This is a genomic window from Micromonospora sp. C81 (genome assembly GCF_018070425.1).
Classification (GTDB): Bacteria; Actinomycetota; Actinomycetes; order Mycobacteriales; family Micromonosporaceae; genus Micromonospora; species Micromonospora zamorensis.
In genome coordinates this window covers 37,828-62,341 of record NZ_JAGPXS010000010.1, presented here as the reverse complement: position 1 = coordinate 62,341, position 24,514 = coordinate 37,828, and the positions used below count along the sequence as shown (strand labels likewise).

At 68.5% G+C, this 24,514-nt stretch carries 20 protein-coding genes and 1 pseudogene; 7 read left to right on the top strand and 14 right to left on the bottom strand.

Features of this window, described 5'->3' with window-relative positions; translation table 11 throughout:
* Nucleotides 1-40: 40 nt before the first annotated feature.
* Nucleotides 41-1,675, bottom strand: a complete 1,635-nt coding sequence (locus KBX46_RS17990; protein ID WP_210793343.1) for a hypothetical protein — start codon at nt 1,673-1,675, stop codon at nt 41-43.
* A 285-nt stretch (nt 1,676-1,960) separates the two neighbouring features.
* Between KBX46_RS17990 and KBX46_RS17985 the strand changes: the two genes are divergently transcribed.
* On the top strand, nt 1,961-2,779 hold the full coding sequence (locus KBX46_RS17985; RefSeq protein WP_210793342.1) for an NAD(P)-binding domain-containing protein: 819 nt from the start codon (nt 1,961-1,963) through the stop codon (nt 2,777-2,779).
* Nucleotides 2,780-2,827: 48 nt separating this feature from the next.
* Here the strand turns inward: KBX46_RS17985 and KBX46_RS17980 are convergent, their stop codons facing one another.
* From KBX46_RS17980 to KBX46_RS17955, 6 genes are all read right to left on the bottom strand, one after another.
* Entirely contained in the window at nt 2,828-4,240 is a 1,413-nt protein-coding gene (locus tag KBX46_RS17980) for an FAD-dependent oxidoreductase (protein ID WP_210793341.1), read from the bottom strand.
* Between the two features lie 91 nt (nt 4,241-4,331).
* Nucleotides 4,332-5,669: an MFS transporter gene (locus KBX46_RS17975; RefSeq protein WP_210793340.1), complete on the bottom strand. Its 1,338-nt coding sequence runs from the start codon at nt 5,667-5,669 to the stop codon at nt 4,332-4,334.
* Nucleotides 5,670-6,352: 683 nt separating this feature from the next.
* Nucleotides 6,353-7,153 carry a leucine-rich repeat domain-containing protein gene (locus tag KBX46_RS17970; protein WP_210793339.1) on the bottom strand — a complete coding sequence of 267 codons (801 nt, stop codon included), beginning with the start codon at nt 7,151-7,153 and terminating at the stop codon, nt 6,353-6,355.
* Between the two features lie 83 nt (nt 7,154-7,236).
* Entirely contained in the window at nt 7,237-8,247 is a 1,011-nt protein-coding gene (locus KBX46_RS17965) for a hypothetical protein (protein ID WP_210793338.1), read from the bottom strand.
* Entirely contained in the window at nt 8,244-8,828 is a 585-nt protein-coding gene (locus tag KBX46_RS17960; protein ID WP_210793337.1) for a PadR family transcriptional regulator, read from the bottom strand. Before KBX46_RS17960 ends, KBX46_RS17965 begins: the two co-directional genes overlap by 4 nt.
* A 536-nt stretch (nt 8,829-9,364) precedes the next feature.
* The gene (locus KBX46_RS17955; protein ID WP_210793336.1) at nt 9,365-10,822 is read right to left on the bottom strand and encodes an SMI1/KNR4 family protein; all 1,458 of its coding nucleotides are present in this window, start codon (nt 10,820-10,822) and stop codon (nt 9,365-9,367) included.
* 795 nt (nt 10,823-11,617) lie between these two features.
* On the opposite strand from KBX46_RS17955, the gene KBX46_RS17950 reads away from it, so the two are divergent.
* The 5 genes and pseudogenes from KBX46_RS17950 to KBX46_RS17930 all read left to right on the top strand — a co-directional run bounded on the left by KBX46_RS17950 (nt 11,618) and on the right by KBX46_RS17930 (nt 16,398).
* Nucleotides 11,618-12,772 carry a glycoside hydrolase domain-containing protein gene (locus KBX46_RS17950; RefSeq protein WP_308159572.1) on the top strand — a complete coding sequence of 385 codons (1,155 nt, stop codon included), beginning with the start codon at nt 11,618-11,620 and terminating at the stop codon, nt 12,770-12,772.
* Between the two features lie 217 nt (nt 12,773-12,989).
* A complete protein-coding gene (locus KBX46_RS17945) occupies nt 12,990-13,529 on the top strand; it encodes an RNA 2'-phosphotransferase (RefSeq protein WP_210793335.1) in 540 nt (179 codons plus the stop codon).
* A gap of 26 nt (nt 13,530-13,555) precedes the next feature.
* A pseudogene (locus KBX46_RS17940) lies at nt 13,556-14,206 on the top strand (transcriptional regulator); the annotation flags it as partial.
* Nucleotides 14,203-14,781, top strand: coding sequence for an HD family hydrolase (locus KBX46_RS17935; RefSeq protein WP_210793334.1), 579 nt, complete (start codon nt 14,203-14,205; stop codon nt 14,779-14,781). The pseudogene KBX46_RS17940 and the gene KBX46_RS17935, both read left to right, overlap by 4 nt.
* A 552-nt stretch (nt 14,782-15,333) precedes the next feature.
* On the top strand, nt 15,334-16,398 hold the full coding sequence (locus KBX46_RS17930; RefSeq protein ID WP_210793333.1) for a HupE/UreJ family protein: 1,065 nt from the start codon (nt 15,334-15,336) through the stop codon (nt 16,396-16,398).
* A gap of 9 nt (nt 16,399-16,407) precedes the next feature.
* Here KBX46_RS17930 and KBX46_RS17925 read toward each other — a convergent pair whose 3' ends face one another.
* Nucleotides 16,408-16,767 (bottom strand): metalloregulator ArsR/SmtB family transcription factor, encoded by a 360-nt coding sequence (locus KBX46_RS17925; RefSeq protein ID WP_210793332.1) that lies wholly within the window; start codon nt 16,765-16,767, stop codon nt 16,408-16,410.
* A 63-nt stretch (nt 16,768-16,830) separates the two neighbouring features.
* On the opposite strand from KBX46_RS17925, the gene KBX46_RS17920 reads away from it, so the two are divergent.
* Entirely contained in the window at nt 16,831-17,901 is a 1,071-nt protein-coding gene (locus KBX46_RS17920; protein WP_210793331.1) for a cation diffusion facilitator family transporter, read from the top strand.
* Between the two features lie 1,518 nt (nt 17,902-19,419).
* Here KBX46_RS17920 and KBX46_RS17915 read toward each other — a convergent pair.
* The 6 genes from KBX46_RS17915 to KBX46_RS17890 all read right to left on the bottom strand — a co-directional run bounded on the left by KBX46_RS17915 (nt 19,420) and on the right by KBX46_RS17890 (nt 24,499).
* The gene (locus tag KBX46_RS17915; protein WP_210793330.1) at nt 19,420-19,836 is read right to left on the bottom strand and encodes a hypothetical protein; all 417 of its coding nucleotides are present in this window, start codon (nt 19,834-19,836) and stop codon (nt 19,420-19,422) included.
* Nucleotides 19,837-19,965: 129 nt separating this feature from the next.
* The gene (locus KBX46_RS17910; RefSeq protein ID WP_210793329.1) at nt 19,966-21,111 is read right to left on the bottom strand and encodes a hypothetical protein; all 1,146 of its coding nucleotides are present in this window, start codon (nt 21,109-21,111) and stop codon (nt 19,966-19,968) included.
* Nucleotides 21,108-21,680 (bottom strand): RNA polymerase sigma factor, encoded by a 573-nt coding sequence (locus KBX46_RS17905; RefSeq protein WP_210793328.1) that lies wholly within the window; start codon nt 21,678-21,680, stop codon nt 21,108-21,110. The genes KBX46_RS17910 and KBX46_RS17905 overlap by 4 nt, the downstream gene beginning before the upstream one ends.
* 446 nt (nt 21,681-22,126) lie before the next feature.
* Entirely contained in the window at nt 22,127-22,636 is a 510-nt protein-coding gene (locus KBX46_RS17900) for a hypothetical protein (RefSeq protein ID WP_141908475.1), read from the bottom strand.
* A gap of 322 nt (nt 22,637-22,958) precedes the next feature.
* Nucleotides 22,959-23,114 (bottom strand): hypothetical protein, encoded by a 156-nt coding sequence (locus tag KBX46_RS17895; protein ID WP_210793327.1) that lies wholly within the window; start codon nt 23,112-23,114, stop codon nt 22,959-22,961.
* A 98-nt stretch (nt 23,115-23,212) separates the two neighbouring features.
* Nucleotides 23,213-24,499, bottom strand: a complete 1,287-nt coding sequence (locus KBX46_RS17890) for a family 16 glycosylhydrolase (RefSeq protein ID WP_210793326.1) — start codon at nt 24,497-24,499, stop codon at nt 23,213-23,215.
* Between the last annotated feature and the right edge of the window lie 15 nt (nt 24,500-24,514).

The window sequence follows — 24,514 nt, the reverse complement described above, 5'->3', positions numbered from 1 at the left end:
CGGCCGGCTCGCACCGACCGCCCTCACCTCGATGCGGTCCTCAGCTCAGGGTGAGCGTGAGGGTCGCGGCGTAGGTACCGGCGAGCTGGTTCGCCGGCACGGAGAGGGTCAGCCCGGCTGAGGCGTCGAAGCTGCCGCCCGTACCGGTGGCGCTGGTCGGTGCGGAGCAGAGCGTCGCCGCGTCGACCGTGCCCGGGGTGCCGGCCACCGCGGTGACCGCGTTGGTCGCGCCCGCGGTGTCGACGCAGGCCGGCGTCCAGGACAGGTTGCTCTTGGCGATGGTTCCGCCCGGGGTGCCGGTGAAGTCGGTGACCGTGCCGACGAGGCTCCACCCGAAGGTGCTGCCCCGGTGGTCGGTAACCGTGACGGTCGAGAGGTTGCCCGTCGCCGTCTGCACGCTGCCGCCGACGGTGACGCCGGAGAACGGGATGTTGCCGGTGCCGGCGGCGCGAGCCATCGACAGGTTTCCGGCGGTCACGGTCTCCGACAGGTTGTACGACAGGGTGCAGTTGCCGGTCGTGGCCGAGCCGGTCTTGGCGGTGCACGAGTCAGCCGACCCGGTCCACGCGGAGATCGCGAACAGGGCGCCGGACTGCGCGCCGATGTACGCGGTGGCACTGTCCGTGACGGTGAAGGTGGCGTTGATCCCACCGGTGGCGCCGGCCGTGGCCGTCGTTGCCGGGTCGCTCGTCGCGGGCGGCGGCGGGGCGCCGGTGAGCGCCTTGTAACCACCGATCGTGACTGTGCTGCCCGGGTTCCAGTTGGTGCCGGTGACCGTCACCACGGTGCCGGAGCCGCCACCGCTGGGGGTGATCGCGATGCCCGGCGCGCCGAGAATCGTGATCGGGACGGAAACCGTGTTGGTCCCGTCCGAGACCGCCACGGTACGTGCTCCCGTGGTGGCGCCGCTGGGCACCGTGAGCGTGCCGGTGCCGACGCCGGCAGCGTCGGTCGTGCCCGTGCCGGAGCCTTCGGCCGTTCCGGTGCCGTCGGCCGCGCGCAGTGTTGCGGTCAGTGCGGTGGACGGCGCGAGACCGGTCACCGCGTAGTTGATGACGTTGCCGGCCCGGGCAGCCCCGGTCACGGTCTGGCCGGTCACCGAGGTGACCGAGACCGTGCCGCCGAAGACGGTGAAGCTCTCCACGATGGAGGTCGGGACCGGCGCTGCCTTGTGGTCCCGGTCGCCAGCGGCGGAGCAGTACGTCTTGGCGATCGGGTTGTTGAGGATCACCCGGTTGACGGTGAGCGTCGCGGCTCCGGTCGCTCCGGCCACATAGGTGCCGGTGGCGGTGATCGGGCCGGTGGGGGTGTTGCCGGGGACAGGACCGGCGGGGTAGTTGGTCTGCTGGAGGGTGACCGGGCCGCTCTGCGAGCCACCCAGCGCCGCCTCCACGACGATCGGCACGTCACCGGGGTTGATCGCGACCGGGCCGTTGTTCGGACCGGCCGCAGCGGTGAAGGTCACCGTCACGGTCTGACCCGGGCTCGGCGTCGCCGGCGTCTGAGTGAGCCCGAACGAGTCGGCCCAGTTCGTCGGCGAGCTGCCGGTACCGGCGTCGTTGAAGTACAGCCGGCATCCCAGGTTGCCCGGGGTGGGGCCGTACGCCTGCGCGGGGGACACGCAGACCGCGGTCGCGGCGGCGGCCAACGCCGCTACGCCCACCGCTGTTGCCATAGTTCTGAGCAATCCCATTGCGGTCCCGCTCTCCTTCCTGTGGGGAACGGTGCACCCCTGGCTGCTGTTTCGCTAGTGGAAACAGCAGTTTCCAAAATTGGATAGGTTCATAAAGGCAGCCGGCCGACCCTCCTGTCAATAGCCCGACAGGCGATTTGACGCCGGCCGATGTGATCGATTCCCCGGGCCAGCGCAGCGCCGACGGGCGGGTTCGGCGGCACGGCCTTGGCAGGGGGCCCGAGATGGGGCAGAGTGTGGAAACGGCGTTTCCATGAGGAGGTCCAGGTGCGTTACGTGATCATCGGGTGCGGCAACGTCGGCATGGAGCTGGCCCGTCGTTGGGTCTCGGCCGGCCACCAGGTGATCGGCACGACCACCTCCCCCGACCGGGTGCCCGAGCTGGCCCCCGTCTGCACCGAGGTGGCGGTCCTCCGTGGCAGCGACCGTCCCGCCGTCGAGCGGGTCACTCACGACGCCGACGCGGTCGTGCTCACCGTGAGCCCGCGCATCGCCCGAGCCTTCGACGCCGACCAGCGCATCGCCGAGTACGCCGACACGCTCACCGCGTCCGCGCGCACCGCCGCCACCGTGCATCCCCGGGTGGTCTTCACCAGTTCGGTGTCGGTCTACGGTGCCGGCCAGGGCGCGCTGGTCGACGAGGCAACCCCGGTCACCGACGACCCGGACGCCTCCCCCCGCAACTTCGCCGCCGCCGAGGCCGCCGTGCTGGCCGCCCCGCGCGGTGCCGCGCTGCGGATCCCCGACGTGTACGGGCATCCGCGCGACCTCGACTATCCGACCCGGGTGAAGCTGGCCCACGAGATGCTCGGCGGCAGCGTGCCGTTCTCGGCCGAGGCCCTGCACTACCGCATCGACTACCGCGACGCCGCCGCCGCGCTCGACTTCGTGGTGACCCGCGACCTCACGGGCGTGTTCAACGCGGTACCGGACGCGGTCGTGCCGCAGACCAACCAGGCCGTCCTCGACGAGCTCTGCGCCGCCGGGGGCTGGCCCGCGCTGACCTACCGGGGTGAGATCAGAACCCCGTTCGTGCCGATCAGCTCCGGCAAGCTGCGCGCGGAGGGCTTCGCCTTCGCACACTGACTCGGCCCGGAAGCTCTGTCCGCTCTGGACGGGCCGGCCGATACCGGCTCAGCCGGAGGTCCCCGCAAGCCGACGCCCGACCAGCCGACCGAAGGCCATGGCCGGCGTCAGGCACATGCCGGAGCAGAACGCGTTGCCATTGACAGCGGCGGAGCCGATCACCTCACCGACGGCGTACAGACCGGGGATCGTCGTGCCGTCCGCACGGCGGACCCGCAGCAGCTCGTCCACGTCCAGGCCGGCGAACGTGATCAGGGTGACCGGATGGTTCTCCAGCGCGTAGAACGGCGGCTCGACGATCGGCGCCGGCAGGTACGTTCGGCCGAAGTCGGCATCCCGGCCGTCGGCGACGAAACCGTTGTAGCGCGCCACCGTGGCCGACAGCCCCGCCGGGTCGATGCCGGCCAGCCCGGCGAGCTCCGCCAGCCCGGACGCCCGGTGCACGCCGCGGCGCCGGCCGCACTGGGCGTCCAGCTCGGCCGCGCTCCAGCCGTGCACCATCGGGTACGACTCGCGTAGGGCATGGGCGTCGAAGACCGTCCAGAAGGTCATCCGGTCGACAGTGGTCAGCACCCGCTCCTTGTGGTCGATGCTGGGCTCATCCTCGGCGATCCAGCGACTTCCGGCGCGGTCGACGTAGATCTCCCAGGGTGGCCGCTCCGGCGCCACCAGGTGCGGCCGGTGCGCCCAGTCGACCCGAAGGTCGCCGTCGACCGGGGGCAGCCCGCCGAAGGTGGGGATGTAGCGGCCCAGGCCCTGCAGGCCGGCGCCGACCGACCGGCCCATAAGCAGGCCGTCGCCGGTCGAGGTGGGCGCCGCCGAGGTGGTCAGCGGCGCGCCCTCCAGCTCGGCGAACAGCTCCGGCGCGTACCCGAATCCGCCGGTGGCGAGCACGACGGCGGGTGCCCGCCACCGCGCGCCGTCGGCGGTGGCCACCCCGACCACCGTGCCGCCCTCGGTCAGCAGCTCGGTGACGCGCACCTCGCAGCGCAGGTCGATGCGGCCGGCGGCCCGATGCGCGTCGAGCATCGGGCGCAGCACGCCCAGAATGGCCGGACCGCCGGGGACGGTGGTGGCGTGGACGGTCCGCGGCGTGCGGTACGGCTCGTGCCCGTACACGATGCGGGGCGTACCCGGATCGACGGTGAGCCCGGCGGCGAGCAGCCACTCCAGGACCGCCGGCTGTTCGCGCAGCGTCAGCCGGGTCAGGTCGGCCCGGGCGGCGCCCCGGCTGATCCGCCAGACGTCGTCGAAGTGCCGCTCGGGGTCGTCGCTGATGCCCCGCTCATGCTGCAGAGAGAAGCCGCCGGCGGACAGGTGCCCACCCGAGTACGGCAGGGCGCCCCCGACGTCCGGCGCCTTCTCCAACAGCAGCACGGTGCCGCCCGCGTCGGCGGCGGCGATGGCACAGGCCAGGCCACCCGGCCCTGCGCCCACAACGATCACGGTCGGCACACCCACCTCCGGCACTCCCGTTGCGTTTCCCTGGAAGGGACAGTGTTTCCATAAGATCGGACGCCGTCAAACGTCCTGCGGGGTGCGGCTGGGGTTTTCAGCCCACCGGGTGGTTGGGGATCCTCGATCGCACGGCCAGGCCGTACAGGCAGGCCAGCCCGGCCAGGATGCCGAACAGGACGAACGGGCCGGCGGGGCGCCAGTTGTCGTACAGGGTGCCACCGGCGGCGAACGCGATCATGATGCCGATGCCGCCGCTGAGCGCGAACGTGCCGATGACCGAGCCCCGGGTACGGCTGGGAGCCTGTTCGGCGATCAGCACCTGACTGGAGATGACGGCGCTGACCTGGCCGAGGCCGATCAGCGCGGCGACGGCGTAGCCGAGCGGGCTGAACGGGTCCCCGACGAAGATCGTGGCGGTGTAGCCGAGGGCGGCGGTCCCCAGGGAGATCAGCACCGCGTCGGTGCGGGACAGCCGATCGGCGATGATGCCGATGGCCGGTGCCCCGATCAACGCGATGCCGTTGGCCACTCCCAGCAACAGACCTGCCTTGGCCAGCGCCTCGGCCTCGCTGAGCCCGAGGTGCTGGGTGCCGTACTGCTGTGCCCAGAGGGTGAGGTAGGCGCCGACGAGCGCCAGGTCAGCTCGGGCGACGAAGGCGCTGAGGTAGGCGAAGGAGACGCCGGGGCGCCGGATCTCGGCAACGCCCTCGCGCAGCAGCCTCGGGATCGGGATGTGCTCGGAGTGCGTTGTCGCCAGCCCGCCCCGGAGGGTGAGCCGCATCAGGATCGCGGTGAGCAGGGCCAGCCCGCCGACGATGAGGTAGGTCGCCCGCAGGGCGGCGATCGTGTCCATCCCCATGCCCTCGAAGATGTCGGGCAGTTTGATCAGCACGAAGAACGTGACGAGCGCGCCGAGACCGTTGCAGAAGCCGAGGATGCCGTTGGCCCTGCCGCGGGTGGTGTCCTGGACGTAGTCGGCGACCACGGCCGTGAGCATCACGGTGACCATCGCCACGCCGACGGCGGCGACACCCCGGGCCAGGTAGTAGGGCAGGACCGAGCCGACGAACGGTGCCATGCCGACGCCGAGGCCAAGCAGAATGTAACCGCTGACCACGATCGGGCGCCGTCCGAGGCGGTCGGACCAGGCACCGGCCAGGCCGACCGCCGCGATCAGGACGATTTCACTGATCAGCCCAGCGGTGCCCACGATCGAACCCTGCTCCCCCTTGGGCACACCCAGGATGGAGGTGAGTAGCGCCGTCTGCGCGGCCGGGATGAACGTGAACGTCATGATCGACGTCAGCGCCAGCCAGTAGTACCCGCTGATGTTGGTCCGGGTCGTGCCCGGTGCGAGCTGGAGCGGGCCGAACGTGGTGGTCTGCTCGCCGACCTCCGGCGCGACGGCGGTGTCTTCCTGGCTGCGATGCACGCTGGTCCCCTGCCCTGTGATGGCATGAATGGAAACGCTGTTTCCACACACTAGCGGGTCAGGGCCCGGACGTGATGGCGTCGGTGCGGCGCATTTCTCGCCGCCCGGTCCCCGTCCGGCGCCGTCGACCCGCCCCCGGTTACGCGACCGGCGGGCTCAGGAGGCCGACGACGCCGCGGGCGTTGTGCGAACCGACGGCGGGTCAACGGCCGGAAGCGGTTCATCGTCACCGGCACCCTCCGGCTGCTGGTCACGGTCTGAGCCCTGGCCGCGTCCTGGCAGGACCGCGACAGCGCCAAGGGCGCACTGCTCGCCGCGGTGCCGGCCACCCCGATCCGGCACGTGTCCGCCGAGCAGGGCTTCGCCGGCTGGCTCGTCGGCTGGGCCGCTCGACCGCTGCCTCGCAGAACTGGCAGTAGTGGTGCCCACGCATCAGCCGTACTGGTCTGGCACCGAGGCTCACCAAGCCATCTCGAACGTCTCGCGGGCAGGCTCCTGCAGTAAAGGGCATGCACGAATCCAGCCAACCAATGGCAATGGCGTCCGGGGCGCCCGGGTAGTAGTCATAGGACGCCAGGTCCGGGATGTACGTCACGCGTCGATCATCGCGATCAGGCACGGACCCGTCGCGCTCTACGTAAACGCGCTCATCGACAGTTGCGGATGGTCTCGTGGTAGCTGCCTTACCGCCTGGCGGCCGGCTGAACGATGTCTGGGCCGCCGGTGTGCGGCGTCGGGAGGTAGCCAGGATAAGGCTGCGGCAGTGCCGCCACGCAGGCCGCGGAGCAGGCGTTTACCAGCAACGGCATCACGTCGGTGGCGACCAGGCCAGAGATCCAGACTTGGCGAAGCCCACCGTCAACCGGCCCGCCGCAGACGCTGCAGGTTCGCACCGCGTCGCAGCCCCACACGTCTGGGTCGAGCGCGGCGAAGTCCGCCTCTTCCGCGCTGGTCACTGCCCGCAGCCGGGGAAATGGCGGACGGAACTTGAAGTTGCCATAGAGGACGCGCGTGCTCACCGTGCTGTCGGCTAGCTTCGTGCATCGGGTCAGCTCGTACGGGTACCAATGCAGCCGGTGGGAGGTGTACGGCTCGAAGACCTCGAGGCTGGTCATGGACCCGATCTCGGGCGGGATGCGAACCAGGTTCGTGCCGTAGAGCACCAGACGTTTGACGGCGGTCAGCTTCGCGATCGTCGCCGGTAGCGTGACGATCTGCCGCCGCTCAGGAGCACTTAGCTCCACGAACGGCTTGAACACCGTCCGCCCATCCGCTGCGGCCTCGTCGATCAGCGTCAGCAGATGCCGCCAACCCGCCGCCTCGGTGTCCTGACGGTCCGCGTGGAAGACGACGTTGTTCGGCCGGGTCGCGACCGAGTAGCCGACGCAGCGGCAGTGGTCGCGGGCCGGACCGCCTGGACTGGGTCCGGTCGCATCCGCAAAGCGATTGGGAACCAGATGCGGCGTGATCTCGTTCGCATCCACGCCGACGACCCTATCGGCAACCCCGGGCGGGGCGCGCCAATAGTGGACGTTGGCTCGCCCCGCTGCGTTTCGGTTCGCCGCGCTCAGGGATGTCTGGTGACTGGCAGCGGGCCAGTGCTGCGGACGATGTCGCGGTAGACCGCTAGGGCGGGCTTGGGTCGGTAGGTGTCGGTGACGATGCCGAGTGTCCCGGTGGGTTCCGTAGAGCTGCTGTCGGCGTCCCTGAGACTGAACAGTTCGTAGTGGGTGATGTTCAGAGGTTCTTGTTCGGTGATGATGACGCCGAGCATGTCCGACAGTGAGTCGCACTGTGCCTGCTCGGTGCGCGGTGACCCGCTCGGGGTGCCGTTCTCCACGATGTGGATGGGGGTCTGGGGCGGGATGTGCGCGCGGGGCAGCGACCCGCCCCGCAAGTGGTGCAGGGCGTGGGTGGTGAGGGAGGCGGTGTCTCCCGGGTTGCCCCGTGGGGCGACGGGTGAGAAGGCGTCGGGGTACAGGCCCAGGCCGACGTAGTCGACGTGGGCCGCGAAGTCCTGGTACGGGATCGAGGAGAGGTACGACCAGAACTGGTCGTCGCCGCCCAACCATTCCGGTGGTTCGGCGACGGAGAAGCCGGTCCGCACGTGCTGGAGACCCCGCCGGTCCAGTGCGGACCGTGCGTGCGGGATGCCGAGGACCAGGGCCTCGAGCACGCCGGGTGCGCTTCCGTCGATGAGCGGGATGGGGAAGTTCGGCTCAAGCGTCACCTGGAGGTACCGCGTCAGGTGACCGTAACGGTCGATGACGGTGTCGAGGAAGGCCAGCCATCCGGAGAGGTCGGCGACCCGGGGGATGTAGCTGACCACGAGGTCCAGCTCGCGGTTTCCGTCGACGTACCACTCGTCGGGCATCGTGAGGTGCGCTAGTTCGTGTTCGGCGCCGAGCGAGGTGACGACGTCCGGCGGTGCTGGGTCGCCGAGGAAGTGCACGTACTCACGGATGACGAAGGGGCGACCGTTCGAGAGGTCGTCGACGAGGTGGCGGATCGCGGCGGCATCGGGTGGGTGGGAGCAGACCGTGCCGGCCCGCCCGCCCGGATAGATACCGAACTTCACGCTTCCGCACTCCCGTATTGGTCGGTTTGCTGTGTTGGCCAGCCGATCTCGCGCGCGCAGATCCGCCGCACCAGAGTCCTGATCCAGGTGGCTTCGGTGGCGACGATGGTGCGCCAGTAGGCGACTTCGAGCATGTGCACTTCGAGTACGTCACCGTCGGGCAGCCCCGAAAGGGCAGCCAGTTCTTGGTCGAGCCGGTCGGCGCGACCGTCCAGGATGCACGCCGCCTGGTCGAGCGGAAGAATTCCGACGTAGGCGACAGCCATGACGAAGTCCACGGACGCGGCCGGGGTGTCGCGTACCCCAGCCTCGACCTTGTGGCGGAAGTCGGCGAGACCTGCGGCAGTCAACTCGTAGGCCGTACGTGGCGGCCGATTCCCGACTCGCTCGGGCGGCCCGGAGGAGACCAAGCCTGCCTTCTCGAGAGCCTTCAGCAGGGACGTAACCGTGCTGCGGGTTACCGATAGGTGTCCGTATCGCTCGCGTAGGCGTGTCGTGATGTCGTAGCCATGCGCCGGCTGCTCGACGAGGAGTCCGAGGATCGGCAACACCAGGCTGTTCCGTGACGCGTCCAAGGGCACCCAGACAACGTATAGGCGTATACGTCTAACCGCAAGACGGAGCCGGAGACCCAGACAATGGCCAGGTTGCGCATCGCTGCCGCACCGTCCCGGCTAGACGCCCGCACATCGACTAGATCCGGATGCCGACGCTAGCCTGTTTTGACTACGGTCCGTGATGTGCTTCGGCAGCGGGCGACCCGCCGAAGAGGAATTCGCTTGGAACGAATCGTGGTTCTGCCAGTCAGTCCAGTCGACCACCGCTCGAACAACGTCCCGCCCTCGGCGTCTCCAGAAGTTGGGCGGCCTGACTCGCCACGAGGATCCGTAGCCGCGTTAGGTCGCTTCCGCGCCGATCACGGCGGACGTGGGCATGTGAGATTCGATGCTTTCGCTATGGCGACTCACTCCTTCCACCGTCGGTGGGGTGAGCTGCGAGACGACGAGTTCGACGCCTGGGACGCTCCGTCTGGTAGGTAGCTCTAGAAGCCAAGCGGAACCACGTTGCAGCTTTCAGGCGCAGCCGACATGGCGCTGTTCAATCTGACTCAGACGATTCAAAGATCGCCGGTGACGGTGTAGAAGCTGCTGTCGCGTCCGAATGCCTGAGACCAGCGGGCGGCGTCACTCACCCCGGCAGATCCGCCCAACCCGGCAGCGGCCAGCTGGGCCGGTTTCCAACCGGAGGCCAGCAGCTGTATCCACTGTGGGCCGTCAAGGGTCAACACTCGCAGCGCAGGGAACGCCGCGATCACGTCGATGTCCGACACCGCGGCCCCCGATAGATCCAGACGGACCAGGTTCGGCAGGGTGGCCAGCTCGGCGACCGGCGTCGGCTCGTCGTTGCCGCTCAAGGTGAGGTCAATGAGGCTCGGCGGCAGCGCGGCAAGTTCCCATCGGGCCGCCTCCACGTGCAGGCGTTCGATCTGGAGCACGGCGGCACGAGTCAGATCGACGCGTGGGACCTTTCCACGTATCACCAAAGATCGAAGGTTGGTGAAGCGCTCGAACTCAGCCAAGGAGACCGGGGCTTCCGTGCGGAGCACAACGCCCTGCGCCGTCACCGGCAGGTCCGCGGTCTTGTCAGCCCTGATCTCGGGGTCAGGCGGTGAGGGGCGCTCGTTGTCAAGAGTCGCGATCGCGCGGCGGATCAGGTCGGTGACCGAGGCGGCGACATATTCGACCGGTGCCCACACGTCTCGCCCGTGCGTGACCACCTGACCGATGCGGCCCTGCGGTCCCGGATCGAGATCGACGGCCGCGAAGTTCATGCCGTAGTCGCGGGCGAACGTCACCCAGCCGTTGCTCGAGGACACGCGCCGCACATGCCCGGCCGGCATGCACTCGAAGATCATCGCGTCGTCAAACGGACCGTCTTGGTAACCGGGGTGGTTCTTCCGGTTCCACTCGACGAGCACGTCCAAGCGTGCGAGAACGAACGGGTCGAGCAGTCCCGACTCGCCGCTATCGTCACGGATCAGCCGGTAGAGGGCCCGCAGATCCTCCGGCAGCCGTAGCCCGAGGTGCTGTTCGGCAGCGAGGATCTCCTCCTCGGAGCAGCCGGTCGCGTACCCCTGCGCATGATGCCGTGCGGCGAACTCGCCGACCAGCCGCTCGACCTCGGCAAGGACCGCCGGATCGGTGACGCCGGTATCGGTGGTGCCAGGTCCACGGGCTGGCGGCAGTTCATGCCGGGGCAGACGGTAGTCCTCGTCGAGGACGATCCGGGCCGGCAACGACGGTACGTCCCGCGACCAGTGGATTGTGTAGCGCCCGCTCGGATCACCGATCATCTCGACGACCAGTCCACCGCCGGCAACCCCGGGCAGCGCCGCCATGGCATTGTTGAGGTCCAGGTTGTTCCAGCGGCCGAGCAACGCCGGTTCACCGGCCATGGTGTAGGTCTGGCTCTGACTGCCATGCCGGTGCACGGTGGTTAGCCGGTAGCCGGGCTCCCTCAGGCCCGCCACGAACGCCTTGCCCAGCTGATGCAGAACCTCGTCGATCTGGGTCACGCCGGGATTGTGTCAGCTGCCCGCGACCAAGATTGTGGCACCCATGCAGGTGGGCACGGACAGATGCGTTTGCGTCCAAGGGCTGCGTGCCGACCGCCCCAACCCCATCCAACATCGGGCAAGTCACCCTGCGGGCGCTTCTTCGCCAGCCTGAATGCCGGGTCACACTTACTTGACGCGCTACATGAAGGCCATCCGGAACGTCCTATCCAAGGTGCCGCAGCGAAGTTCGCCGGCCCGAAGTGGCGGGCGGCCCCAGCGTGTTGGGAGCAGCAACTCGAAGATGGTCCGCCGGGCCGACAGGCGGCGTCGGTCGTGAAGGTCAGCAGGCGACGGGTCATCGGCCCGTCCCGGTCGGCCTTGACCCAACACCAGATGTATGACCGCACATCGCTGCCGGGGACAAGAACATCACCCGAGACGATGCTCGCTTCCAGCCAACCCCAATCGCCCAGCGGCGACGCCAGCGCCGGGCCCGTACGAGGCGAAGCTGCAGACCGCAACGCTGCGCTACCTGACCAGCTCCCGTGCGTACGCCACCAGCCTGGCCGAGAACTACGTGGGCCTGCCCCTCAGCTGACCTCGGCGCTGGGTCACCGGCGGCCCTCTATTGCTACTCATCGATTCATGGTAGAAATCTTTCGCACTGCCCGTTCCCAGGCAAGAATTTCTTCAGATGGAGGCAACGTGAGAGTCACTGCCGGGTGGCTGGCGAGTCTCACCCTTGCCGCAGCAATCGTGGCGCCAGCCGAGTCGATTGCTGTGGCCGCGACACCCACACAAGCATCGACTGCAGTGACCCCGCTGGCCACCGGCCCGCAACCCGGCACCTTCACCGGCAGGGGATTCGACACCTGCGCCGCTCCGTCACAGACCACGATGAACGCGTGGCGGGCCAGTTCGCCCTACGGCGCGGTCGGCATCTACATCAGCGGGGCGAGCCGCTCCTGTTCCCAGCCCAACCTCACCGCAAGCTGGGTGGCCAACCAGACCAGCAACGGATGGCGGCTGATCCCCATCGAACTGGGTTACCAGGCACCGTGCGGCACCCGCACACCGAAGATGTCCGCCGATCCCACCACCGCCCGGTCGCAAGGCGTCTCCGCGGCCAACAGCGCCGCGAATGCCGCCCAGGCACTGGGCATCGGCACTGCGAGCACCATCTACAACGACATCGAGCAGTACCCGTCGAACGCGTCGTGCCGGGCCGCCGTGCTGTCGTTCCTGTCCGGTTGGACCGAGCAGTTGCACGTACGGGGCTACCTCGCCGGCATGTACTCCAGCGGTTCGTCCGGCATCAAGGACGTCTGCGATGCATACGACAACCCGAGCTACACGCGACTCGACCAGATCTGGATCGCCTGGTGGAACGGGGTGGCTGACACCGATGCCGGAAGTTACTGCGCCGATGCCTACTACGCGAACCAGCAGCGCTTGCACCAGTACGCCGGGGAGGTCACCGAGACGTGGGGTGGCGTCACGATGAAGATCGACCGCAACTACCTCGACGTGAGGGTTACGCAGACCCCGCCGCCGCAGCAGTGGACCACGACCATCGACAACAGCGCCTCGGGCGGGTTCACCGCGAGCACTGCATGGGGCACGTCGGCCTACTCCGGCCAACGGTTCGGCACCGACTACCGGTTTACCAGTCCGGTGTCGTCCAGCGACGTCGCCTGGTTCCGGTCGACCATCCCGGCGACCGCAAGCTATGAGATCTCAGTCTGGTACCCGGCCGACGCGGGCTACAACAACCAGACGCCATACCTTGTGGAGACCACCACAGGCAGCAGGTCCGTCTCCGTCAATCAGCGGGTCAACGGCGGTAGGTGGGTCTCGCTCGGCGTGTTCACCCTGGCTGCGGGCACGGGCAACAAGGTCGGCGTGAGTCGCTGGACCAGCGGCACCGGACTCGTGGTCGCCGACGCGGTGCGGATCACCCGGGTCTGAACCCCCTCGCGTCGGCCAGGTTCCTGCCGATTCCCCGGGCACCGAAGTCGACCCCCTTGAGGGTCCGGGACGCGACGATCTCGGGGTGACCCGCCTCCGCAGTAGACAGGTTGGAGCCGGCGGTTCGTACCCGACAGGCTCACCGGAGAAAGGACCCGGGATCGGGGTCGCCGGAAAACCTCTCGATTCGAGCGACGGGATCGACCACAATGCCAGCGTGGAACGCGAGCGCCTGGTGAAGTTGAGCAAACGGATGTCGAAGGCACTCCGGCACGATCCCGACCGGGCCGGCCTGGTGCTCGATCCGGCCGGTTGGACTCCCGTCGACGCTCTGCTCGCCGCCCTACGGATCGAGCGGGCCGAGCTGGACGCGGTCGTCGCCGGCAACGACAAGCAGCGGTTCGCTGTCGAGCGCGGCACCGACGGGGTGCTGCGGATCCGGGCCAACCAGGGCCACTCAGTCCCGGTGGACCTCGGGCTACCCCCGGTCACCCCACCGGACCGGCTCTATCACGGCACCAGCGCCGGTGCGCTGGAGTCGATCCGGGCCGCCGGCCTGCACCGCGGCGGCCGGCACCACGTCCATCTCTCCGCCGACACCGAGACCGCCCACCGGGTCGGCGCCCGACGCGCCGGTCGGGCCGTGATCCTCACCATCGACGCGGCGGCGATGGCCGCCGACGGGCACGTGTTCCACCGCAGCGCCAACGGCGTCTGGCTCACCAACGCGGTCCCTGCCAGCTATCTGCTCGACTGAGCCCTGGCCAGACCCGTTTCCGGCAACGTGCGTTCTTCGCTCACCTTCACGTGCTCGCCGATCGCGCCGCAGCCGGACGGCATCGGAACGTGCTGCTGCACCGGCAGGCCTGCTTCCTCGCCGGCATGGACCCCACCAAGGCAGCAGCAGGTTGGCTCACCCTGACCACTGACCGGGCACGCCGCACGACCACCTTTCGCACCTGGTCACCGCTGTGGCCCGACGCCCGCTCCGTCGTCACGTCCCTCGCTAACCAGGGCGACCCGGAACCGTTACGAGACTTCATCGCTCGCGCACACCCCGACGACGCCTGCGAGCGAGCAGCCCTCAACTACTCGGCCTACTGGGTGGGGGAGATCCCGTACCGCCACCGCGACGACTCCTTCATGCCCGAAACGCTCGCTGACTGGCATGACTCAATCCTTCTTCGGCACCTGGTCCATCGCCTCGAACCAGGGCATCCCTTCGTCGACCTCAACATCCACAACGTCTGGGCTCTGCTGGCCGCACGACGCGGTCTCGCTCTCGACAACCCCGCCGCGACTCGGGCACTCCTCGACCGCAGTGTCCCGCTCCTGGACAGTGACCGGATCTCCGCGCAGTCGCGGCAGAAACTAAACTCAATCGTCTACAGCCTGCGGGCGGACGGACTCACCGGCACAGGGACGGGCAGATGACCGACGATCACGACGCCGCCGGAGCGATGAACTTCATCTTCGAAGCTGGCGTCCTCAAACGCGCCTCCCGGACCGGCTGGTGGTTCGCCGGCGTCAAGCACCCCGAGTCCATCGCCGAGCACTCCTTCCGAACGGCGCTCATCGGAATGATGCTCGCCGCCATGGAGGGCGCAGACCCAGCCCGAGTGTCGATGCTCTGCACCCTGCACGACACCCAGGAAACCCGCATCACCGACATCCCCCACATCGCCAAGCGCTATCTCACCGCCGTACCCAACACCGCCGTCACCGCCGACCAGGTCGCCGCCTGTCCCCCAGTCGTTGCCGACGTCATCACCTGCGCAGTCACCGAATACGAAGCTGGCGAGACATTAGAAGCTGTCGTCGCTCGTGACGCTGACAAGCTGGAATGCCTCGTCCAAGCCGTCGAGTACCGCCACCAAGGTGTCGACAACGTGCAGCGCTGGATCGACAGCTCACGAGCGGCTCTGAAGACCGCCAGCGCCCACCGCCTTGCCGACGCCGCCCTCAGCGGACAGCCCCTGGCTTGGCTCGCTCCCCCGCCGCAGGCGTAAGCGTTCAACACTTGGCTTTGTATTGATACCGGCGATGGGCACAGTCGATCAAAGTGGACGAGGCGCCTCGTGACCTGCGCATGAAGAGTCTTAGCCGGTCATCGGTAGTCACTGCTGGTCCACCTAAGACGACCTGAGATCGACATGATCTTGGGTCTGCTGATGCCGTAACCCAGACGTGCCCCAGGCGGCATCAGACACACACGGTTCACTCACTTACAAGCTCTGTGCAAGTCGTCCGGGGTTGTCTGTGCCTGTTCGTACCTCGGGCGACCGTCCGCGCTCTTCCGGCAGCGGGTGTCCGCGTTCGGGCCCGTTGCTGTTGACAGCCGCGCTGCTGGGCCGACCACCGCTAGCGGAAGCACAGACCTTGCCCGGGAGCCGTGGACCGGTGCCGAACGTTCGTCACCGTTGCCTGGTGGCTGACGGCCTGGCTCCCGCGCCGCCCGTACTTCTTCCAGCAGTCCGGGAACTCAACGAGCATCCCTGGCGACTACCTAGGGACGTGGCAGGCCCCTGGCCTGCGAGTGATCAGGACGAGGGGTGGCGCTGATGTTGGCTGCGGTGCGACGGGGTGCGGTCATCGGTGCCGCGATGGTGAGCGTGGTGCTGGTGTTGCCGGAAGTGGCTTGGGCACACGGTGTCGGCGGATCGAGCGAGACAGTCGGCGGGTTCGTGTGGCTGGGTACGAAGCACATGCTCGCCGGGTGGGACCATTTGCTGTTCGTCGGCGGCATCCTGCTCCTGGCCGGTCAGATCCGCCGCGCCGCGAAGTTCATTTCGCTGTTCGCGCTTGGCCACAGCGTCACCCTGTTCACTGCGACGGTCGCCGACTGGCACATCAACCCGGTCATGGTCGATGTCGTGGTCGCGTTGAGCCTGGTCTTCGTCGGCGTCGTCGGCTTGCGGGGAGGTCCGAAGAACTGGGCATGGTTCGCCACCGCCGTGTTCAGCTTCGGCCTGGTCCATGGGCTGGGGCTGTCGACCCGGTTGCAGGAGGTGGGCCTGCCCGCCGACGGCGTCATCCCTCGGGTGCTGGCGTTCAACCTCGGTGTCGAGATCGGGCAGCTCATCGCGGTCGTGGCAATGTTCATGATCGGTGACGTGCTGCGGAACTCTCTGCCTCGCCTGCGGGATGTGCGACTGTCGCATGGCGTGCTGATCGCGGCTGGTGTGGTGGCCGCCTCGGTTCTGGTTATCACCTCCGGTGGGGAGGCGTTCCGCCCGATCCAGGCTGACGTTCAGGCGGTGTCCAACGGGTGCGAGGTCCGCAACCGCACCGAAACGTTCCCGGCCGGCAACGCGCACCCGGCCAAGGACTTCTTCGAGCCCGGCGAAACGGTGCCGGCCACCTCGTTCGGCCACGTCATCGGCGACGGGTACGTGATCGTGAACTACCGACCCGATCTGCCCGCCGAGCAGCTCGCCCAGGTGCGGGCCTTTGTCACCGACCCCACCGCCGGCAAGGTCGTCGGCGGCCCCGCAACTGGTCAGACAGAGGCCGTCAAGGCGGTCCACGTCTACGGCACCGTCGCCTGCCAGGTCGTCAACGCCGGCGCGCTCCGCGAGTTCGCCCGTGACTGGTTTTCCGATCCTCGCTCCAAGCCCGTCGACTAGCCTCGCTGCTCAGTCGTGCTCCGGGATGCCCCGCACCCGGTGTGACGCGGCCTGGACTACCTCGGTCACGAGCCGACGTACGTGCCCGCCTCGGGCCGTGTAGAGAGCCCGCCGGCCCTCACGGCGCACCGTCACCAGTCCGGCCAGCCGAAGTTTCCCGAGGTGCTGTGAAACCGCCGGCCGCGCCACACCCAGCGCCGCCACCAGCGCGGTCACATCGTGCTCCCCGTCGACGAGTAGCCACATCAACCGCAGCCGGGTGCCATCGGCCAACATCCGCAACATGTCCGTAGCTGCCTCGACGTGGCTGTCGGCCGGCAGGCGTTGTTGCAGGTCATTGGCACTTGCACGATTGTCGCGTGCGTACATGAGCACATATTATCGCGGCCGTCAGGGGTACCGACTTGTCATGCCGGGACGCGGGGAGAAGCGGTGAACGACCATGAACACGGCCATAGCCAGGACCAGGACCACTCGCACGACCACGACCGCCACCACGGCGGCTGGCTCGCTGGGTGGTGGCACCGGCTGACTCATGCCGTCGTCCCGCACTCGCACGACTCGCGGGCGAAGGTCGACCCCGCGTTGGAGTCCTCCCGTGATGGCCTACGCGCGCTCTGGATCTCGCTGGTCGGCCTCGGCGTCACGGCTATCGCCCAGGCGGTCATCGTCGTGTTGTCCGGGTCAGTTGCCCTACTCGGCGACACCCTGCACAACGTCGCCGACGCCCTGACCGCCGTACCGCTCGGGATCGCGTTCCTGCTCGGCCGACGTGCTGCGACCCGGGCCTACACGTACGGCTACGGGCGTTCGGAAGACCTGGCCGGGATCGTCATCGTCGTCGTCATCGCCGCCTCCGCCCTCGCCGCCGCCTGGACCGCCGTGACCCGGCTGCTGCACCCGGCCGAGGTGACCCACCTGCCCTGGGTGGCCGCCGCCGGCCTCGTCGGCTTCATCGGCAACGAGCTGGTCGCCCGCTACCGCATCCGCGTCGGCCGGCGCATCGGCTCCGCCGCCCTGGTCGCCGACGGCCTGCACGCCCGCACCGACGGCTACACCTCCCTCGCCGTCCTCGCTGCGGCCGGCGGCGGCGCACTGGGCTGGCACTGGGCCGACCCCGTCGTCGGCCTAGCCATCGCCGTCGCTATCACGTTCGTGCTCAAGGACGCGGCCCGCGAGGTCTACCGCCGACTCATGGACGCCGTCGACCCGGCCATCGTCGACCAGGCCGAAGCCACCCTCCGCACCATCGACGGCGTCCGGGACGTAGCCGCGGTTCGGCTGCGCTGGATCGGCCATCGGTTGCACGCCGAAGCCGACCTCGTCGTCGACACCCACCTCACCCTCATAGCCGCCCATGAGATCGCCGCCGACGCCGAACACCAACTCACCCACGCTGTACCCCGCCTGATGACCGCCACCGTCCACACGGACCCCGACAGCCATCCCGGCGGACACCACCACCCCGACCTGTCACACCAACGCCGCCACCAGCCGCGCTGACTGCGCTACCGTCTGCGGCGGCCCCCGGGCTTCCCGCTGTCCGCGCCGGCCGACGGGCGTGTGCGTGGCCGGCGTGTAGCGACAGCGGAGCGCGCGCTCAGACGGCGGCGCGTGCGGCCCGTTGAGTCTGACCCGTCACTGACGCCTTCGGTCGCCGAAGAGGTCTTCAGCCTGAAGGGCCTGGTCAAGGCGCTCCCCGTGGGATCGGTGTCTCGGATGACGGAACTGCGGCGGACTCACGCAAGCTCACCCGCAACGCTCCGGAAGTGCGCTGGGCGAGGACCATTGCTCGGCCAGTCTCGGATTGCACAACAGGGCCATGGCGGTCTCGGCGGCGTCCAGGAACGCGGGTCGGATCATCGAGTGCACGTGATGCGAGCACAGGAACCCTTGTCATCCCCGCACGCGTCGGCGGGGAGCGGCTCCCCGTTTTGACTGCGTGATCATCTGCAGATCAGGATGGCGGCCTGGGCTGGCGGCCAGGAAAGACCAAGCCATGGGGCACAGGTCTGCCAGGTGGGCATGGTCGAAAGTCAGCACGATTCATGGGGTCCGTGGTGGGGACGCCGTCGGGTGTGCCGGCGAGATCTCCTACTACAGGTACCGCCTTTACGCGCCCTCCGACAGGTTCTACGAGCGCTGCGTCGGCTTGGCGTGGTGCTCGAACTGCCGCGAGTACTCCAGTGCCATGGTGTTCGTGCCGCGGAACGAACGCCTCCGGGACCTGCTTGCCGATCTGCCGACGCCCGAGCGTGAGAGGCTTGCTCGCAGCGAGGTGAAGCTACTCGATTTCCTTGATCGCCTCGCCCGGCGAGGAATCTGGCCGACACGCCAGCCGTGATCGGCGGACGAACTAGCGGCGCACTCAATTTGACATGAGCGGAAGCCGCCCTGCCGCCTCTGCGGGGACGCCAACGCTGACGCCTTCGGGTCCACCGAAGGGGTCACCGTTCAGGAAGCCCTGCTCAGAGATCCGCCAGTGGGATCTGGGTCTCAGCTCGCGGGATTCCTACCGACGCCACCGCGACGACAGCCAGAGCCATGCATCGATCGGGATGCCCTCGTGATTGGCGCCGGCAGGCCTCAGTCAACAGCCGGCCCCGACCAGTCGGCGGCCTGGATGCTTGACCTCTTCGGTATACCGCCTTGACCTGCGCACACTGTCCTGCCAGGCGACATAGAGCTTTGTCGACCGCTGTGCAGAACCGCGGAGCACTCCGCGGGAAACAGGACGCCACACCGACTGTGACCTGCGGCAATGTGGAGCCGCAGGCAGGGGTGGGTGCAGTTGAGCGCCGTTCGATGCCGTTGCACGCCGTTCAAGGCCATTCAGGGCACCCCGCTGCTCCCAACCTGCTCCCCCTAAACCGGGCTCGCGCCGGGCCGCCGACGGATCGCGAGTTGCCAGCCCAGTGGTTGGCACCAGCGAGGCTAGGTGGAGAGGTCAACGGACATTTTGCGGTGCCGGTCCGGCTGACCTTCACTTGCCAGCCGAGTGCGGCAGAAGCCGGATCGCCACTATGCGACGCCAAGGGTGGGGACACCGGTCCGAACCGCCTCGATGAAGTCATCAGGTGGCAGGTAGCGATGCTCTTCGACGTAGTGGCCGATCAGCGCCGGTGCAGCGAAGTTCGTCCCGTCCACACCGGTGAGCCAGATCTCGCCGTTCCCGCGCGCAACATCGGGAGCGCCGTAGAGCCGAATGTCGGCCCGAATCACGCGCGGAGGCTCGACCGCTGCCTCGCAGAACTGGCAGTGGTGGTATCCACGCATGAGCCGTACCGGTTTGGCGCCGAGCCTCACCAAGCGATCTCGAACGTCTCGCGGGCAGGCTCCTGCAGTAAAGGGCATGTTCGAGTCCAGCCAACCAATGGCAATGGCGTCCGGGGCGCCCGGGTAGTAGTCATAGGGCGCCAGGTCCGGGATGTACGTCACGCGTCGATCATCGCAATCAGGCACGGGCCGCGCGAACAACAAAACAACGGTGCGGGCCGCCTCTGGGCGGCCCGCACCGTTATCGAACGCCAGGCGCGTTACGCCCGCTGGCGGGTGGGAGTTCCTGGCCTACAGGTCGGCCTTCGTCACGCGGGAGGATTCGTACGTCGTGAAGGCCTGGGGGAGGCCCGGCACGGTGGAGACGTCCTTGACCAGCATGCCGGTCGTGGCGTCGATGGTCAGCACCTCGCTGCCCTCGCCGCCGAACGCCTCGGGGCCGGCGGTGATCGTCAGCGTGGCCTGGCCGTGGGTGGTCGAGTTCTTGACGCTGACCGCGGAGATGGTGGACAGCAGACGCAGCACACCGGCCCGGACCTGCGTGTTGCCGTCGCCAGCGGACAGCGCTTGGGTGCTGTACGTCCACAGGGCGTTGTCGAAGTGCCGCTGAACGGCCTGAGGGCTGTACGGCTTCGGCTTGGCGTTGCCGCCCTTCTGCTTGATGATCACCTGGGCGGCCGCCTGCTGCTTGTCCCATACCGCCTTCTGCGCTGCGGGGTCGAGGCCCACCAGCGGATCCTTGGCTGCCTTGAGCATCTGGGTCCGGCCGTCGGCCGGGCTGCTGTCCGCCGCGGCGACGGCTGCCTTGAGGAGCGGAGCATAGCCGCCGTCCGTCATCTGGTCCTGGTGACGGGCGATCGCACGCTTGATGTCCTTCACGCTGTTGCCCGTATAGATCGCGTGACCGTCGGTGTACAGCGTGTAGACGACCTGCATGGTCTTGGTGCCGTGGACCTGCGTCGCCTTCACCAGCCACGCGTCGCCCGCAGACGGGGTGACCGTCTTGATGGACCCGGCCAGGGTCATCAGCGGCGCGCGCTCTGCGGACCCGTCGACGGTGGTCGAGCCCGAGGTGGCGGCTGACGAATCCTTGCCGGCCTCGATGCCCCCGGTCGCCGGCGAGTTGAGCACCACAGCGACGACTGCCGCCGCGGCGGCAACCCCCACCCCGGCGCCGATGCCCAATCGGCCCGCGATACCGATCCGGCGGCGGCGCTGAATCGCCGGGCTGGATTCGTGGTCCCGCGTGGTTGTCGTCGTTTCCATGGTTGAAGTCGCCTCCATAGTCGTGTCCTCCGCTGATATCGCGCCCAGCAGCCGCACGGTTCCGGGGTCGGCCATAGCCGCCCGCAGCACCGCCCGCGCCCGCTGATACGCCTCCGGGCGTAGTGGTTCGGCGCTGCCCAACGCACCGACCAGATCGAGCTCGTCGGTCATCGGTGTCCCTCCTTCGCGCTGTTGCGGTCCTTCAGAAGCGCGGACACCCCCGGCGCGGCGCGCACTGCCGTCCTGGCCTGGCTCAGCAGCCGCCGCGCGGTGCCCGCCGGTATGCCGAGTGCCCGCGCGGCGTCGGCTGCGGTCAGGTCCTCCCAGGCGACCAGCCTCAGGACCTCCCGCTCTTCGGGTTTGAGCCGCGTCAGGGCCGACCGGAGCACCGCCCGGGCGTCCATGCCGAGGTCCACCGCCGACCACGGATCCCATCCAGTAGCCACGTCCGGTACGTCCGCGACCAGGTCCTCGGCCGGCCGGGACCGCCAGTAGCGCCGCAAGCGATTCAATGCCACCCCGTACAGCCACGGCCGCGCATCGTTGTACGACCGGTCGTACGATCGCCGCGACTCGAACGCCGCAACCCAAACCTCGCCCAGGAGGTCCTCAGCCGCATCCCGCCCCGCCCGGCGAACGAGGTACGAACCGACGGCGGCCTCATGACGCTCGACCACCTCCACGAAGGCGTCGACATCGCCATCCAGCGACCGGCCTATCAAATCCGCATCCGAATCCATGGCCCTCCTCGGCAAAGTCCGCGCTTCACCCTGACATTGCCGATCAGGCGGGGAAGTGTTCAGGCGCCGAGGTCCGACGGCAAGCGGTCGCCCAATAGCGACCTCTCATTCGGTCAGCACCTGCCACCCGTGGTCAAAGCGTTGGCCTGCAGCGCCTGGTCGTTGAAAGAGCATGTCGGCCGAGCGCCGTGTGGAGCGGCGCTGCCGGAACAGCGTCTCGCGCTAGCCGGAGGTGACGAACACCCGTGACGCGTCCTGCTTACGGCGCCATTGAGCCGGTATGAATCGCAGCATCAGGAACGTTGCGATCTCGGCGTCGGACAGGCGCAGGAGACGTGGTAGCTGTTGAGCGCCCCGTCTTTGACGTAGCCGTTCATTTGGGATCGGAGCTGACTGGCGTTGGTGTTGTCCGCTGAGCTGGGGCCCGGGCGCGCGCCGAACGCCGGTCAGAGCAGTGTCAGCTCGAAGCACCCCCACCCGTCGCCGGCCTGTGCGACGAGCTTCCACGTTCCGGCGGCCGGCAACGGGATGCCGCTGGGGTACATCGCCTGCCCGGCGTCGTTGGTCGCCAGCGAGCCGGCGCTGTAGGTCTCGGTGCGGCCGCCGGAGGTCGCGGTCACGGTGAGCGCGGCGTTGAGCTGGGGGCGGGCCGGCAGCCAGAACAGCTTGCCCAGGTCGGGGCCGAGGTCAGGATGCCATTGCCGGCGGTACTCCACAAAGTCCCCGGCGATGAAGTCGCCCGAGCGCACCAGCGTGGCGTCGCCGGGCACCGCGACGCACTCGCGCCGGGCGCTGCCGGGCAGGCTCTGCTGGAAGGCCGGCACCGGCGGCGACGCGGCCGGCGACGACGGCACCGGCGCCGACCCGGCCGGCGAGGCCGGGCCGGCGGCGGGCGGGGCTGGTGCAGTACACCCGCAGAGCACCAGTGCCACGACGAACAGCGGGATTGCTCGCACAGCGTTGCCTCTCTCCTCAGGCGGCTGGGGTCCAGATCGAGACCCGGCCGCTCCAACAGGCCATGAGCGTCGCGGTCGTGATGCATTGCGTCGGCGGGGAGGCGGCGGGGCGAATCGCCGGGTTAGCGTGTCCGGCGAGGATTGATCTGGTGAATGCTGACCCGTCGTACCCCGGTGGGCCGTCCGGATCCGGGCGCGCGTCTGGCTTAATCAGCATCGGGAGCGATGCGGCCGCCGTCGAGCAGGACCAGCACTCCCCCGTCCACTAGGCGCTCGCCGTCGAACATCCGTGCGGCCTGGACGGCGTGCTTCGTCATCGTCATCACCCAGTCTCACCCTGCGCGGCCACAGCCGCCACCGACGCCTCCTCGTCCCCCGGCGACAGCCGGTGGTGGCCCGACCATCGCACCGCGACCGGGTGGCCGGCCTCCCTCGCCAGGGTGATCCCCGCTCCCTCCGGCGGGTCAGCGGTGGGCACCCAGGCGCAGCATAAAGGCCACCTCCCGAACCCGGGAGGTGGCCTTCGACCTGCGAGAACTCAGAGTGGGGGATGCTGGTTGCGGCTCTCGCGGTTCGTCAGGAGCCGGGTTCGAGCGTCCATTGGCTGGTCCACCAGCCGGCGGGCGCGGCGCCGTACTGGACGCTGCCGGTCATGTTCTCGGTATGAGCGTAGGTGCCCTTCCAACGGTTCTTCAGGCGTAGGTGACCGTCGACGGACTCCTGGCTCCACTGCGCCGACCAGTAGGTGCCGGGCACCGTCCCGGTCTGCACGGTGCCGGTCTGGTTCTCCACGTGGAGGTAGTTGCCGGTGGCGCGGTTCTTGAGCCGGACGTAGCCGTCAACGTTCTCGACGGCCCACTGAGCGGACTGGTCGGTGCCGGAAGCGGCGACGTACTTGGCGGTGCCGCTGCCGTCGTCCTTGACGTACTGGCCGGTCTGCCGGTTCTTCAGCCGCTGATAGGACACCGGGTAGCCGCCGTCCTTCTTGTAGACGCGCAGGTAGTCGACGCTCCAGGTCTTGGGCCAGACGTCGTTGTGCCGACCGGAGCCGGCGTCGGTGTAGATGCCCATGATGAGCCCCATTGGCATGTTGGGGGCGTCGTTGATCGTCCGGTAGAGCTGGCCGTCGTAGTAGAACTTGATGTCGGTGGGCGTCCACTCCATGCCGTACGTGTGGAACTCGGTGGTCGGCGACCCGCTGGGAACGGGGGCGATCGAGGCGTACGAGTTGGAGAGGAAGTTCGGGTCGCCCCAGCCGTGGGCGGCGATCCGCCAGTTGTTCGGCTCGTTGAAGAACGTCTCGACCATGTCGACCTCGGGGTTGCGCGAGGCGCTGGAGGTGTCCCCGGTGCCGACCAGCCAGAGCGCCTGGTGGCCGCCTCCGCCGACGTTCGACTTCTTGGCGCGCATCTCCACGTAGCCGTACTGGAACGTGTAGCCGTTGAAGTCGGGCTCGTGGTGGTTCAACGGCATCGAGGCGTTGAACTTGTGCCAGTAGTCCTTGTTGTAGGTCTGGAACGAGGAGATCTTGACCGTGCCGTCGTACTGCGGATTCCACGCCGGGGTGTCGGCGTCCAGCCGCTGGGTGAGCACCCCGTCGGCGATGGTGTAGCGCGCCTTGGCACCCAGCTCCCGGTTGGCCGGTGAGGTCCAGTGCGGCAGGTAGTAGGGCAGCCAGCGATTCGTGTTGAGGGTGTTGACGTCGAACTCTTCGGCGAAGTCGATGGTGTAGCCCGGCTTGGCGAGCGGGCTGGGAGGGGTGTCGCCGGCCTGGGCCGGCGGCGCGGTGACGACACCGGCGAGGGTGACACCGAGGATCATCGAACCGGCGGCGGCTAGAACTCTTCGAAAGCGATGCGCCATGAGACACTCCCGGGG

Coding starts and splice junctions, on each gene's coding strand:
- KBX46_RS17935 (WP_210793334.1), top strand. CDS start 14,203: ATGACCGACGATCACGACGCCGCCGGAGCGATGAACTTCATCTTCGAA.
- KBX46_RS17925 (WP_210793332.1), bottom strand. CDS start 16,767: ATGTACGCACGCGACAATCGTGCAAGTGCCAATGACCTGCAACAACGC.
- KBX46_RS17990 (WP_210793343.1), bottom strand. CDS start 1,675: ATGGCAACAGCGGTGGGCGTAGCGGCGTTGGCCGCCGCCGCGACCGCG.
- KBX46_RS17890 (WP_210793326.1), bottom strand. CDS start 24,499: ATGGCGCATCGCTTTCGAAGAGTTCTAGCCGCCGCCGGTTCGATGATC.
- KBX46_RS17905 (WP_210793328.1), bottom strand. CDS start 21,680: ATGGATTCGGATGCGGATTTGATAGGCCGGTCGCTGGATGGCGATGTC.
- KBX46_RS17930 (WP_210793333.1), top strand. CDS start 15,334: ATGTTGGCTGCGGTGCGACGGGGTGCGGTCATCGGTGCCGCGATGGTG.
- KBX46_RS17910 (WP_210793329.1), bottom strand. CDS start 21,111: ATGACCGACGAGCTCGATCTGGTCGGTGCGTTGGGCAGCGCCGAACCA.